Here is a 13546-nt window from a genome sequence, read left to right on the forward strand (position 1 = left end):
CAGGGTTTTTTATAATCTTAATAACCATTTCATATGTAACTCATATGTCACTTCTCAGACAAAAATCCTAATGTTATCTTTTTAGACTATAGTCTGGTTAGCTATATTTGCCCAAGGCTTCTTCAAGTAATTTTTCTTGCTGCTCATTATGTATGTTCAGTGCCCCAACGGCAGGTGAAGCAGATTCATTTCTACCAACATATTTAAATTGATTATTAATTGACATATCTTTTAGGGTGTCATTTAAGTGGTCTTTAATAAAATTCCACGCTCCCATATTTTTAGATTCTTCTTGACACCAAATAAACTCCTTAGCCTTATTATATTTACCTAATATTTTAATGATAACATCTTTTTCAAACGGATATAATTGCTCAACTCTAATAATTACCATATCTGAAATAGTTTTTGCTTCTCTTTTTTCTAATAAATCATAGTATACCTTGCCACTACATAATATAACTCGTGTTACTTCCTTGGCATTTATCGTCTCATTAATTTCGTTTAGTACAGGGGCAAAGCTTGTATTCTCATCAATATGCGATAGAGGGGATACAGCCATTTTATGTCTTAATAAAGATTTTGGTGACATTACTATTAGTGGTTTACGAATATTACTGTATATTTGACGACGTAATAAATGAAAAAATGAGGCTGGGGTTGTAGGATAGGTAACTTGAATATTGTCTTCAGCAGCAAGCTGTAAAAATCTCTCAAATCTTGCAGAACTATGCTCTGGACCTTGCCCTTCCAATCCGTGTGGTAGTAGCACTACTATACCACTCATTCTGAGCCATTTGTTTTCACTACTGGAAATGAATTGGTCAAAAATTATTTGAGCTCCATTAGCGAAATCGCCAAACTGAGCTTCCCAAATTACTAAATTTTTTGGATTAACTAATGAATAGCCATACTCAAAACCTAAAACCGCATATTCAGATAAATTACTGTTAGCAATTTCAAAGTTTGCTTGGCTTTGCGATAAATTATTTAATGGTGTATAGGTACTATTATCTACCTGACTATGCAATACTGCATGACGGTGAGAGAAAGTGCCACGCTCAGAATCCTGACCAGTAAAACGTATTCTGGTACCTGAATTTAATAGACTGGCAAATGCTAATTGCTCTGCAGTTGCCCAATCGATCGGTTTATCTTGCTTTAAAATATTTGCTCTTAATTCAAATAATTTTACAAGTTTAGGATTTAAAGGGAAATCTTTTGGTATTTGACAAAGCCTTATACCAAGCTCTTTTAAAGTATTTTTACTAACACCAGTAGAGAGTATTTTAGCATTTGACCTAGTGTAACCAGACCATAACCCCTCTAAGTACTGAGCTTGTGTTTGATAATTTTTAGCATATTCATATTCTTGATCTAATTTTAGTTTAAATTGTTCTTTTAACGTAGGAAAATGATTTTGGTCAATTATTCCTTCTGCCATCAGTTCACTGGCAAAAATTGTTGCAGGGGATTGTTTATTTTTTATTACATTATACATAGCACCTTGAGTATACATAGGCTCATCACCTTCATTATGACCGTATTTACGATAGCATACGATCTCAATGACTATATCTCTAGCAAATTTATGTCGGTAATTCACTGCCATATTAGTAGCTTTGAGTACAGCTTGAATATTATCACCATTTACATGTAAAATTGGACTATTAATTATTTTAGCAAATTCAGTAGAATATCTACTTGGTCTGGTATCATAACTATTTGTTGTAAAGCCAAGCTGATTATTAATAACAAAGTGAATAGTTCCGCCAACATGATAAGCCTTTAAATTCGACATAAATAAACTTTCAGCTACTACACCTTGACCACAAAAAGCAGTATCACCATGCACTAAAATACCCATTACTTTTTGACGATTAACATCTTGAATGTTGTCCTGTTTTGCTCGTACTTTACCAGCTACCACTGAGTTTATCGCTTCTAAATGCGAAGGATTATCTGCCATAGAGAGGTGAACCTTAGATTGACCTCTTATTCGATCTGACGAATAGCCAATATGATATTTTACATCACTCGAAATACCTAAATCATTTGACAAGATACTGCCAGTCATAAATCCAGATAGAATAGCTTTATAAGGTTTAGTCATTACCTTAGTTAAGGTACTAAGTCTTCCTCGATGTGCCATACCTATTACGACATCTTCTACTCCATGAACAATAGACATATCTATAGCTTTATCTATAGCTACGACAGCTGCCTCTCCCCCCTCTACTGAGAAACGCTTTGCCCCAGGAAATTTTGTGTGTAGATATTGTTCAAATCCCTCAATTTCTACTAAATCTTGTAGTATATCCTTCTTATCTTGTGTTAATACATTAAAAGTTTGAATGTTACTTTCCATTTGTTCACAAAGCCAGGTTTTTTCATCTTCATTTGTCAGATGATCAAACTCTATAGCAATATCTTTAGCATAAGTTTGATCGAGCAAATTAACCAGTTCACTAACTGTGCATGATTTTATTCCAAAAAATTGATCGTCAATTTCTATAATATTATTCAACTGATCTTTAGTAAAACCAAAATCTTCTATATTAAGCTTCAACTGACTTTTTGTTTTAAGAGCTTCAAGATTCAATGGATCTAGTTTTACTAAATAATGTCCATATTTGCGATAGCTGGCAATCAGCATTTTTACTCTAAGTTTGTTAGTAACAGTAGAAAAATCCGTATCAAGCCCCTCCCCTCTTTCACAAGGCGAAGTGATAATATGAGCAATGCTTTTTGTAACCTGATGGCTATTATAGTCAATTGATGAGAAGTTGGTGACGTCGTCACTCGTCGCTCGCCTATTATTTATAGGCGTCGCTCCATCGCTCCTAGCATCAACTTCTCCTGAATTGACTATATTATTTTCAATATTTTGGAAATAATTTTGCCAGCTTTTATCAACTGCTGTATGATCTGATAAATATAGTTGATATAATTCTTCTATAAAGATAGCATTGCTACCAAATAAAAAGCTGGTTTGTTTAAAGTTTTTGTCCATAACTTCTTATTCCTGATTAGGTTATGTTTATAAACATAGCAGATTTTTTTGCTCCACTAATAGCTGTGTTCATTTTTTTTGCGGTATTGCTTATTTTTTTTCATTGACCACTACGTGGTCTTGCTATAGGCATATACGTCATTGCGAGCCACCGTAGGTGGCGTGGCAATCGATTTTTAATCATTTCTGGATTGCTTCGTCGACCTTACGGTCTCCTCGCAATGACGGTTTCTCAATTATTGTTTTCTTAAACTAACGCTTATACGTCATTGCAAGCAAACATACGTAAGCGTGGCAATCCACGAAGCTTGTTATATTGTTTCGTTGGTTCATGCCCATAGTACTCTACAATTTTTATTCTATAAGTATTAAACAGCATAAAAACGTCATTGCGAGGAGGCGTAAGCCTACGAAGCAATCCATATAGTCTTGATGTATCTATACTAATTCTTATGGATTGCTTCGTCGCTACTAAAGTAGCTCCTCGCAATGACGCTTAGCAGTAAGCTTTTTTACTCATCATAAGGAAATAAATAAAAAATTGTAGAGTACTATGGCTCATGCCTCTTTGCCACGACAGCAAATTTGCTGTACCCTTTTGCTCATAGTAGAATCACCAAACTTTAAATTGTCAATTGATGATTGTTCCAGAGCATGCACCAATAACATATTATTTGCTATGTCAAGCGTTACAGTTCCTGGCGTAAGGGTAATAGAATTAGCATATACTACAAGACTAGTATCGTTTTTTTGCTCTGAATCAATCCACTCAAAAACTGGTTGCAAGTTAAGATTCTTCCGCCATATAATCTTCATTACCCCTAAGCTAGATAGCAGTATTTCTTTAATTAGCCAAGTAAAATATAGTATAGAATGATAATTTAAATAAACCCTACGGGGCATTAAATTGAGTTTTATCGCAAAAAGATAAGTTATACTGACAATAATCGAGGAAATCAACAACGTAAAAATATCTGTAGGTAAACCTGTTAGACCAAACAATATCAATAACAACATAATTAAAGTAAAGATTCTAGTGTGCATCATATCCTTTTATTCCGCTAACAATCGATGTATAGTTAATTGATGAGAAGTTGGGAACGTTGTTACTTGTTACTCCTAGCCCCAAATTTTCCTGACTTGACTATAGTTTTAAATTTTTTCATACTAGATCAAATTAACAATATTTGCTATAGTATTATTTAATCTTATTTGTTATATATACTTGATAATCAAGTTTTTTGCAGAGATATCTTTAAACGCAAAATTTGTCATTCCCGCGTAGGCGGGAATCTATTATAGATATCGCACCGAAGTAGGAATGACAACCATGGTTCTATATTTTATTCAAATCTGCAAAAAAACTTGATTATCGAGTATATAGATTATTATCTTTAACTTAGAACTTACAAAATTGATATTATGGGAATGAGCTTCAGTCACTTATTAGTGATCTTATTAATCATCTTAGTGTTGTTTGGTGCTGGTAAATTGCCTCAAGTAATGTCAGACCTTGCTAAAGGTCTTAAAGCTTTTAAGGAAGGAATGAAAGATGATAAGAAAAAAGATGAATAATGCTAATAGCCTTACTATTTTTACTTTATAGTTAATTTTTCATCAATTGACTATAATCAAAAGCCCTCTATCTAGACCTTCTATATCTTTATACACTTGCTGAACCGTATAGCCATGATTTATAAATATTTCTGTAACAGATGCCGCTTGATTAAAACCAATCTCTAAAAATAATTTACCATTCTGTTTTAAAAAACCCTTAGCTTCTTTAGCAATTATGTAATATGACGCTAAACCATTATTTTCAGCAAATAAAGCTAAGTGTGGTTCATATTTTATGGTCTCAGGAGACATATAAATAGTATCATCAAAGGAAATATACGGTGGATTACTTACAATAATGTCAAATTTTTGCTTTTTTAAATTCTCAAACCAGTTACTATTAACTATCTTAAATCTATCAAAAACCTTATATTTTATAGCGTTTTGCCGAGCAATATCAATAGCTTCATTACTTATATCAGTAGCAGTTACATTAACATTGATATTAGCATTTAGCATTTCTAATAATAAGCTTAAAGCAATACAACCACTACCAGTACCAAGTTCCAGTATGGTTAGCTCCTCGATGTCATTCTGCTTTGGTGCGGGTTCTAGATTCTCGCCTACGCGGGAATGATCAGGAGTACGGGAATAGCAAGGGGTGATACTAATCGAGTTAGCTATAACATCCTTTAAAATCGCATCTACAATAGTCTCGGTATCTTGTCGAGGAATAAGTACTTTATCATTTACGATAAATTGGTAACTATAAAATTCCTTATATCCTACAATATAGGCTATTGGCTCTAGTAATGTTCGTCTATTAACCAGATTATCAAAAATAATTTGCTCTTGTCGGGTCAATTCTTCTTCTGACCTAGCTAATAAATATTCAATAGACTTATTAGTCGCATGTTGCATCAATATGCGTGATTCTAAGTGGGCTGATTTAATACCTACAGCTTGCAGCTTGCTAGCAGCGTTAATTAAGGATTTTTTTATATTCATTCGATTATTTCCGTAATATCCGATGGTAGGGGGGATTCAAATTCTAGCAATTTACCGCTTACCGGGTGGGAAAAACTTATATACCAAGAATGTAATGCTTGCCTCTTGAAATCCATTAATTTTTGTGGTACAATGCTAAAATTGTAGTTAACTTTTCTGCTATTTTTGCCATAAGTTTGATCTCCTACTACAGAATGCTTTAAATGGCTTAACTGTACTCTAATTTGATGAGTTCGTCCGGTAGCAAGTCGACATTCCACCATGCTTATAATACCATTAAAAAATATTTTCTCCGTTTTATAATGAGTAATTGCCTCTTTACCTCCAAATTTTAAAATAGTCATTTTTTGCCGTAAAATACGGTCTCTACCAATATTATTGCTTATAACCCCTTCTTGTGGATTGATAATACCCCAAACTAAAGCTTTATATTTCCGCACCAAATTACGACTTTCTATCTGACTTGCAAGATGTACATGGGCAAAATTATTCTTTGCTACCACCATAAGCCCGGATGTATCTTTATCCAAACGATGAACAATACCAGGTCTTTCCAGCCCTCCTATGCTAGATAAAGATTTTGCATGGTGTAACAAGGCATTTACCAAGGTATCCTGGTGGTTTCCACTGCCAGGGTGAACGGTCATACCAGCTGCTTTATTGATAACTATTAAATCTTCATCTTCATAAAAAATATCAAGTTTAATATCAGCTTCCTGCATTGTTAATGGATCAGGGGCTTTAAAAAATACTGAAATAATGTCATTCTCCTTGACCTTAAAGTTAGAATCAGAAATAATCAAACCATTAACTTGTACTTGAAAGTCACTTATCATCTTCTGAACTTGGCTTCTAGATTTTTTATCGATAAGTGTTACCACAGCCTTATCAAGTCTAAACCCATCTAAATTTGGGGGTATGTTATATTCTTTCATTAGCTAAAATATTTTAAAATAATAACATGACTCATTTAACAAAAAAAATCAACCAACTAAAATGGTTACAAGCGATTGGTATAGATTATTATTTATCAAAATCAGCTATTACCGGTCATTCCACTCTACCCTTGTCATTCCCGCGTAGGCGGGAATCTAGTATAGATACCTGCCTTCGCAGGGATGACACAGAAAAAGTAAATTGTCATTCCCGCGTAGGCGGAAATCTAGCTCCCGCACCGAAGCAGGATAACATCATTTCGTTGTCTAGGTCTTTGGCTAATTCAGCTAGCAGTTTAGAAGAATTAAAACAGCTATTAATGGATTTTAATGGTTGCAATTTAAAGAAATTAGCTAATAAAACCGTATTTGCTGATGGCAATCCACAAAGTTCTATCATGTTTATTGGAGAAGCACCAGGTAGTAGCGAAGATGCAGAGGGTATACCATTTTGCGGTGAAAGCGGTAAATTACTTGATAATGTCTTAGCCTCTATCAATATTTCAAGAAAACATAATGCTTATATTACTAACACAGTATTTTGGCGACCACCAGCCAACCGTCAACCAACACAAGAAGAAATAGATATTTGCCGACCTTTTGTGGAAAAACATATCGCTTTAATCAATCCCAAATTAATTATTTTAGTGGGAAATGTTGCGGCAACTAGCTTACTTGGCAAAAATGCTGGTATAAGTAAAATCAGACAAGAATATTATTTATATACCAATCAGTATCTTATCAAACCAATTAAAACCACTGCTATCTTCCATCCTGCCTATCTTCTTAGACAACCAATGCAGAAAAAAACCATCTGGTATGATTTAATAAAAATCCAGGAATATATCAATGCAAACATCACAATTACACATTAATTCTCCAATTATAGTCAATTGATGAGAAATTGGTGGCGTCGTCGCTCAATGCTCGCCTATTACTTATAGGCGTCGCTCCATCGCTCCTGCTACCCAATTCCCCTGAATTGACTATATCTACATGTAAAGATAATTGCTATGATAAATAATAGGCGAGCATTGAGCGACGACGCCCCCAATTTCTCATCAATTGACTATAGTAATAGGAATACCAGGGCTACGTTGTCCATAAATTAAAAATTCCTGGTTGCCTTTTGCTCCTAGAATAGGGCTGGGTATTACTCCAAATATGTTAAAATTATAATTTGATTCTAGCCATTGTTGAATTTTATCACATACTTTTTGATGTAAGAGTTGGCTTCTAACAATACCACCATTCCCGACCTCATTCTTTGCCACTTCAAATTGCGGCTTAATTAAGGCAATTAGACGGCAATTATCTTTTGCTAAACCAAATGCAGTGGGTAATATGGTAGTAAGGCTAATGAAGCTGGCATCACAAACGATAATATCTGGTGGCAAACTAATTTGCTCAATTGTTAAATACCGGGCATTAGTTCTTTCAATTACTGAAATTCTAGGGTTATTACGCAGTTTATGATGTAGTTCACCATATCCGACATCTACCGCAAAAATCTTTTCAGCCTTTCTACGAAGCAAAACCTCAGTAAAACCACCGGTACTAGAGCCTATATCTAGACAAATCAGCCCTTGTGGATCAATATTGAAATGGTCTAGAGCAGCAATTAATTTTAACGCCCCTCGTGATACATAATCATGTATCGGGCGTTTTATAATAATATCACGAGTATCAATTGATACTCCCGTACCTGGTTTAGTATTTTGCTGCTGATTAACATATACTTTGCCTTGGATTATTAAGCTTCGTGCGATGTTAATATCATCAACTAATTGGCATTCTACTAAATGCTGGTCAAGCCTTATTTTTTTCATCAATCAAATTTATAGTATCTTGAATACCAAAAAGTTTAACAAAAGACCCAAGCCTTGGCCCTTCAGTTTGACCAAGTAATATTTGATATAATTCTTTAAAATAATCTCGCAAATTATGATAACCATGATTATTACCTATATCATAAATTTTCTCCTGAATCTGTTCGGAAGTACTATCTACTGGTAAAGAAGATAACATAGTGCTAATTTCTTGTAAGATAACTTTTTGCTGAATATTAGGCGTTAAATAGCACTTATTCGCTTTAATAAAGTCATTATAATAACCAATGGCAAAATCTGTTAAATGATCAAGGTACGGAGCATTTTGCGGTGTTGCATCTGGAGCGTACTGACTGATGAATCCCCAAAGTACCGATTTATCTTCCGGATTACAAACTGATGCTAGGTTGAGCAATAGGCTAAAACTAATGCCAAAAGTTTCGATAATAGGCACATTCCCATGATGAATATGGTGTACTGGATTAGCAAAACGCTTTACTTGATCAGTTTCTAAATGATATTTTTTATTAAACGTAATATATTCATCAACATTTTTAGGTATTACATCAAAATGTAAACGTTTGGCTCTTGTTGGATTCTGGTACATAAATAATGCCATACTTTCCATAGGGGCATATTGTAGCCATTGATCAACTGTAATACCGTTGCCTGTAGATTTAGAAATTTTCTCTCCATCTTCATTAAGAAATAATTCATAAAAAAATTGTACTGGTTCAATGCCACCCAAAATTCGACAAATCTCTGAATATAATTTAGCATTATTCATATGCTCTTTGCCATACATTTCATAGTCAACTTGTAGCGAAGCCCAACGCATACCAAAATCAGGTTTCCATTGTAGTTTGCAATGCCCCTTGGTCACAGGAACTTCAACCAATTTTCCTTCTTCATCTTGATAGCTAATAGTGCCGTTTAAACGATCAACCTTGCTAATAGGTACTTGCAGGACAATACCGGTTTTGGGACAAATTGGCATGAAAGGCGAATAGGTTGCTTTTCTTTCGGCTCGAAAGGTTGGTAACATTAGAGCCATTATCTCCTCATATTTGTCTATGACTTTTAGCATCATCTGATCAAATAAACCGGATTTATAACATTCTGTACTACTAACAAATTGATATTTAAAGCCAAATTTATCTAAGAATGAGCGAAGTTTGGCGTTCATGTAATGCCCATAACTTTCACACTTACCAAAAGGATCTGGCACATATGTTAGAGGTCTGCCAATATGCAATGCCACCATATCAGGGTTGGGGATATTACTTGGAACTTTACGCAGACCATCCATATCATCAGAAAAACAGAACATCTTAGTTGGAATATTCGATAGCTGTTTAAACGCTTCTTGCACCATTATAGATCTAGCAACCTCTGCAAATGTACCAATATGCGGTAACCCTGACGGTCCATAGCCCGTTTCAAATAATACATAGCCTTTAGCTGGGGTTTTGCCGCCCAATTGATCTAATATTCTTTTTGCTTCTAAAAAAGTCCAAGCGTTTGATTTAACCGCATCTTCTAAAATTTCTAGTTCTGACATCTATAATATCCATAAGTTTGATTCGATTTACCAAGATTATAAATATACATGGTTTTTTGTAAATTTATAAATATATCTCTTGAGTTTTTTACAATATTCTTAGACAATAACCGATTAAAAATTATTATTCACTTATGACTATTCCTTCTATTGTACATTTTTTTCGTAAAGATAGCTTTAGAATTTTACATATAACCCTAATTTGCATATGCATCTTTGCCTTATCTTTAGCTTATTTTGTTGAATATATATTACATTTTATACCTTGTCCTTTATGTATTTATCAAAGATTCCCATATTTATTTATCATCAAGATTTCAGTTGTAGCATTAATTATTAAAAAAATAAGCAAATATACTTTATTTTTTATCACTCTAAATTTATTAGGTGCTTGCATATTAGCAGGCTATCATAGTACCGTAGAAAGGGGAATAGTTAATCCAAGTGTTCTTTGTTCAACTTTAATCCATATTCCTAAACACTTATCAATCCAAGATATTAAAGAGATATTTTATAGCCAACCGATCACGAGTTGTACCAAAGCAACAGTTAAATTATTTGGCATATCGATGACAGAATGGAATTTGTTACTAAATCTCTCTTTATTATTTGGTGTACTCCTTACTTGGTTTTATCCTAAGAGGCAGCCTCCTATATCTGAAAACAATATCATTATAGAATAAAATTTGACTAGCACTAAGTATAAATTTAAAAAAATATAATAATTTTTTAAATATTTTATATAGCTAACTCGAGAAGGTTTTAGTTATAGTAAACTAACATCATTACGAGGAAGATTGCATAAGCGTCAGTTCAAGAAAACAATAATTGGGAAACCGTCATTGCGAGGAGACCGTAGGTCGACGAAGCAATCCAGAAAAGTGATTAAAAATGGATTGCCACGCCACCTATGGTGGCTCGCAATGACGACTTTACTAGATTCCGCACCGAAGCGGGAATGACAGATTTTGCGTTTAAAGATAGATATCGTGACTCGGATATATTCAAATTTCCTTCAAACAACCTACTATATAAAATTAATCACTTTTCCACTTAGTGGAAGAAAATTTTATAGTATACTCAAATAATCACTTATATTGACTATATAGGATTTTTTATACTTGCAAAGTAAACATACATCAATAGAATTAGACCATTAAATTATAAGAGGAATTTATGCTCAATAACATTAACTTTATCAGTAAGGAATTATCAAATAATCAAGCAACTATAGTGTTTATTAGTGAACAACTGAAATTAGACAGTAATTTATTACTACTTGATCAACAACATCATGGTTTAATTTCTAAAACTATTCAAAATAAATTACTATTTACTGGAAAATTTGGACAAATTAAAATTGTTAATTCTATCGCTAAGGATGGAGAAATAAAATATTTAATTATGGTTGGCACCGGTGATGAAACAAAATTAACAACCTCTTGCATTGAAGAGCTTGGAGGAAGAATCTTATCCTGTAGTACTTGCAGTAAAATTAGTACTATTGGCATAAAAATTTCTCATAATATCGGACAACATCAACCAGCTATTGTTGCTTCTCTTATAGCTAGCGGCTGTTTGCTTGCTTCATATAGATTTGATAAATACAAAACTACTCAAAGTGAAGGAGAAAAATTTGTTGTAGACTCTCTTGAGATTTCTATAGATGATCAGTCTAAAGCAGAGGAATTGTTTAATGATAAAAGATCATTAGCTGAGGCAGTATTTTTTGCCAGAGATATGATAAATGAACCAGCCAATATAAAAACTCCTCAATCTTACTCTGAAAAAATATTAGAACTTCTTGAACCGCTAGGAGTTGAAATTATCATTATCGGTGAAAGAGAAATGAAAAATCTTGGTATGGGAGCTTTACTTGGTGTTGGACAAGGTTCACAAAATGAATCCAAACTTGTAGTAATGCAATATAATGGCTTGGATGATGATACCCCACCTGTCGCTTTTGTTGGTAAAGGGGTTACTTTTGATAGTGGTGGGATTTCTATTAAACCAGCAGCCAATATGGGAGATATGAAATATGATATGGCCGGTTCAGCTGCAGTAGTTGGAGCAATCATGGCTTTGGCTAGTCGTAATGCACAAGTTAATGTGGTCGGGGTTGTTGGTCTGGTAGAAAATATGCCTTCAGGCAATGCTCAACGACCAGGAGATGTGGTAACCACTATGTCCAAAAAAACAGTGGTGGTGGATAATACTGATGCAGAAGGTCGGTTAGTCTTGGCTGATGCAATTTGGTATACTCAAGAAAAGTTTAAGCCTCAATGTGTAATCGATCTGGCTACCCTTACTGGAGCTATTGTTGTCGCTCTTGGTAAAACTTATGCTGGGTGCTTTACCAATAATGATGAATTAGCTGGTAAGCTAATAGATGTTGGCAATAAAGTTAATGAAAAATTATGGCGTATGCCTCTACATAAAGATTTTGATGAGATGATAAAGTCAGACATTGCTGATCTTGCTAATATTGGTAACATCCCTGGAGCCGCTGGTAGTTGTACAGCAGCTCAGTTTATAGGGAATTTTATTAAAGAAGGTATGGTTTGGGCACATCTTGATATTGCCGGTGTTGCCTATAATAAAAAAGGCAATCCCCTTGGTCCTATAGGAGCAGTAGGTTATGGTGTAAGACTTCTTAATCAATTTATTCAAGATCACTATGAAAAATAATCAAACAAATCGTATTTTTGTACTTGGGGCTGAAAAAGGTGGAGCTGGTAAAAGTACCTGCTCCATGCATCTAATTACCGGTTTATTGTATAATGGTTATACGGTGGCTAGTATTGATACTGATTCACGTCAGGGGTCTTTAACAAATTATTTAAAGAACAGAGATGATTACAATTTAAAAAACCCGGACAATACGGTTAAAACTTCTCAGCATTTTCATTTGACTGAAAGTCAAGAACAAGTCGTTGCACTTAAAGAAGAGGACGAAAGAACTAGGTTTGAACAGATAATTGAACAGACAAAAAATGCTGATTATCTAGTAATCGATACGCCAGGAAGCTACTCTTTCTTATCTAGATTAGCTCATTCTTATGCTGATACGGTAATTACTCCAATTAACGACAGTTTTCTTGATTTTGATGTATTAGCCAAAGTTAACGCTGACAATTTGTCAATTATTGCCCCATCAATCTATAGTCAAATGATTTGGGAGCAAAAGATGCAGAAAGCTAATCGTAATGGCGAGACAATTAACTGGATTGTTATGCGTAATCGATTAAGCAACTTGGATGCATTAAATAAAAGAAAAGTGGGGGCTGCTCTTGAACAATTAGCAAAAAGAATTAGCTTTAAGATTGCTCCAGGCTTTAGTGAAAGAGTAATTTTTCGGGAATTATTTTTACAAGGGCTAACATTACTTGACTTAACAACAGCTAATCATGGTAAAACACTTAGTATATCTCATGTAGCTGCTCGTCAAGAATTGCGAGATTTTTTAAACTTTCTTGGTATATGAGGCACAACTGTTGAAAGTTAGAAGAGGAAGCGGTTTTAGACCGGATAGTTTAAAAATCGTATGTGGTCAACGTCATTGCGAGCGAACATATGTGAGCGTGGCAATCCATAAATTGTCATATGGATTGCTTCGACCATTACATGGGTTCGCAATGGCGTA

11 protein-coding genes are annotated in these 13546 nt (G+C 34.2%); 5 read left to right on the top strand and 6 right to left on the bottom strand.

Annotated elements, in window-relative coordinates:
• Nucleotides 1-97: 97 nt before the first annotated feature.
• Together AAGD20_RS00265 and AAGD20_RS00270 are read right to left on the bottom strand one after the other, a co-directional pair.
• The gene (locus AAGD20_RS00265; RefSeq protein WP_341748976.1) at nt 98-3013 is read right to left on the bottom strand and encodes a 2-oxoglutarate dehydrogenase E1 component; all 2916 of its coding nucleotides are present in this window, start codon (nt 3011-3013) and stop codon (nt 98-100) included.
• A 558-nt stretch (nt 3014-3571) separates the two neighbouring features.
• On the bottom strand, nt 3572-4060 hold the full coding sequence (locus tag AAGD20_RS00270; protein WP_341748977.1) for a Na+/H+ antiporter subunit E: 489 nt from the start codon (nt 4058-4060) through the stop codon (nt 3572-3574).
• A 375-nt stretch (nt 4061-4435) separates the two neighbouring features.
• On the opposite strand from AAGD20_RS00270, the gene AAGD20_RS00275 reads away from it, so the two are divergent.
• Nucleotides 4436-4588 (top strand): Sec-independent protein translocase subunit TatA, encoded by a 153-nt coding sequence (locus AAGD20_RS00275; RefSeq protein WP_094648787.1) that lies wholly within the window; start codon nt 4436-4438, stop codon nt 4586-4588.
• Between the two features lie 42 nt (nt 4589-4630).
• Here the strand turns inward: AAGD20_RS00275 and prmC are convergent, their stop codons facing one another.
• Together prmC and AAGD20_RS00285 are read right to left on the bottom strand one after the other, a co-directional pair.
• Nucleotides 4631-5578: a peptide chain release factor N(5)-glutamine methyltransferase gene (gene prmC, locus AAGD20_RS00280; RefSeq protein ID WP_341748978.1), complete on the bottom strand. Its 948-nt coding sequence runs from the start codon at nt 5576-5578 to the stop codon at nt 4631-4633.
• Nucleotides 5575-6513 carry an RluA family pseudouridine synthase gene (locus AAGD20_RS00285; protein ID WP_341748979.1) on the bottom strand — a complete coding sequence of 313 codons (939 nt, stop codon included), beginning with the start codon at nt 6511-6513 and terminating at the stop codon, nt 5575-5577. The genes prmC and AAGD20_RS00285 overlap by 4 nt, the downstream gene beginning before the upstream one ends.
• Nucleotides 6514-6539: 26 nt before the next feature.
• Here AAGD20_RS00285 and AAGD20_RS00290 point away from each other — a divergent pair, with 26 nt between their 5' ends.
• Complete coding sequence (locus tag AAGD20_RS00290; protein ID WP_341748980.1) at nt 6540-7388, top strand: uracil-DNA glycosylase family protein; 849 nt, start codon at nt 6540-6542, stop codon at nt 7386-7388.
• A 186-nt stretch (nt 7389-7574) separates the two neighbouring features.
• Here the strand turns inward: AAGD20_RS00290 and AAGD20_RS00300 are convergent, their stop codons facing one another.
• Nucleotides 7575-8342 carry a TlyA family RNA methyltransferase gene (locus AAGD20_RS00300; protein WP_094648782.1) on the bottom strand — a complete coding sequence of 256 codons (768 nt, stop codon included), beginning with the start codon at nt 8340-8342 and terminating at the stop codon, nt 7575-7577.
• Complete coding sequence (locus tag AAGD20_RS00305) at nt 8323-9903, bottom strand: lysine--tRNA ligase (RefSeq protein WP_341748981.1); 1581 nt, start codon at nt 9901-9903, stop codon at nt 8323-8325. Before AAGD20_RS00305 ends, AAGD20_RS00300 begins: the two co-directional genes overlap by 20 nt.
• 134 nt (nt 9904-10037) lie before the next feature.
• Between AAGD20_RS00305 and AAGD20_RS00310 the strand changes: the two genes are divergently transcribed.
• From AAGD20_RS00310 to AAGD20_RS00320, 3 genes are all read left to right on the top strand, one after another.
• Nucleotides 10038-10586, top strand: a complete 549-nt coding sequence (locus tag AAGD20_RS00310) for a disulfide bond formation protein B (protein WP_094648781.1) — start codon at nt 10038-10040, stop codon at nt 10584-10586.
• Between the two features lie 493 nt (nt 10587-11079).
• Nucleotides 11080-12591 (top strand): leucyl aminopeptidase, encoded by a 1512-nt coding sequence (locus AAGD20_RS00315; protein ID WP_341748982.1) that lies wholly within the window; start codon nt 11080-11082, stop codon nt 12589-12591.
• A complete protein-coding gene (locus AAGD20_RS00320) occupies nt 12581-13387 on the top strand; it encodes a division plane positioning ATPase MipZ (RefSeq protein ID WP_094648779.1) in 807 nt (268 codons plus the stop codon). The genes AAGD20_RS00315 and AAGD20_RS00320 overlap by 11 nt, the downstream gene beginning before the upstream one ends.
• Nucleotides 13388-13546: the final 159 nt, after the last annotated feature.

Origin of the sequence: Candidatus Tisiphia endosymbiont of Sialis lutaria, assembly GCF_964026535.1 — a bacterium.
In the GTDB taxonomy this organism is placed as follows: Bacteria; Pseudomonadota; Alphaproteobacteria; order Rickettsiales; family Rickettsiaceae; genus Tisiphia.

Coding starts and splice junctions, on each gene's coding strand:
- AAGD20_RS00265 (WP_341748976.1), bottom strand. CDS start 3,013: ATGGACAAAAACTTTAAACAAACCAGCTTTTTATTTGGTAGCAATGCT.
- AAGD20_RS00270 (WP_341748977.1), bottom strand. CDS start 4,060: ATGATGCACACTAGAATCTTTACTTTAATTATGTTGTTATTGATATTG.
- AAGD20_RS00275 (WP_094648787.1), top strand. CDS start 4,436: ATGGGAATGAGCTTCAGTCACTTATTAGTGATCTTATTAATCATCTTA.
- prmC (WP_341748978.1), bottom strand. CDS start 5,578: ATGAATATAAAAAAATCCTTAATTAACGCTGCTAGCAAGCTGCAAGCT.
- AAGD20_RS00285 (WP_341748979.1), bottom strand. CDS start 6,513: ATGAAAGAATATAACATACCCCCAAATTTAGATGGGTTTAGACTTGAT.
- AAGD20_RS00290 (WP_341748980.1), top strand. CDS start 6,540: ATGACTCATTTAACAAAAAAAATCAACCAACTAAAATGGTTACAAGCG.
- AAGD20_RS00300 (WP_094648782.1), bottom strand. CDS start 8,342: ATGAAAAAAATAAGGCTTGACCAGCATTTAGTAGAATGCCAATTAGTT.
- AAGD20_RS00305 (WP_341748981.1), bottom strand. CDS start 9,903: ATGTCAGAACTAGAAATTTTAGAAGATGCGGTTAAATCAAACGCTTGG.
- AAGD20_RS00310 (WP_094648781.1), top strand. CDS start 10,038: ATGACTATTCCTTCTATTGTACATTTTTTTCGTAAAGATAGCTTTAGA.
- AAGD20_RS00315 (WP_341748982.1), top strand. CDS start 11,080: ATGCTCAATAACATTAACTTTATCAGTAAGGAATTATCAAATAATCAA.
- AAGD20_RS00320 (WP_094648779.1), top strand. CDS start 12,581: ATGAAAAATAATCAAACAAATCGTATTTTTGTACTTGGGGCTGAAAAA.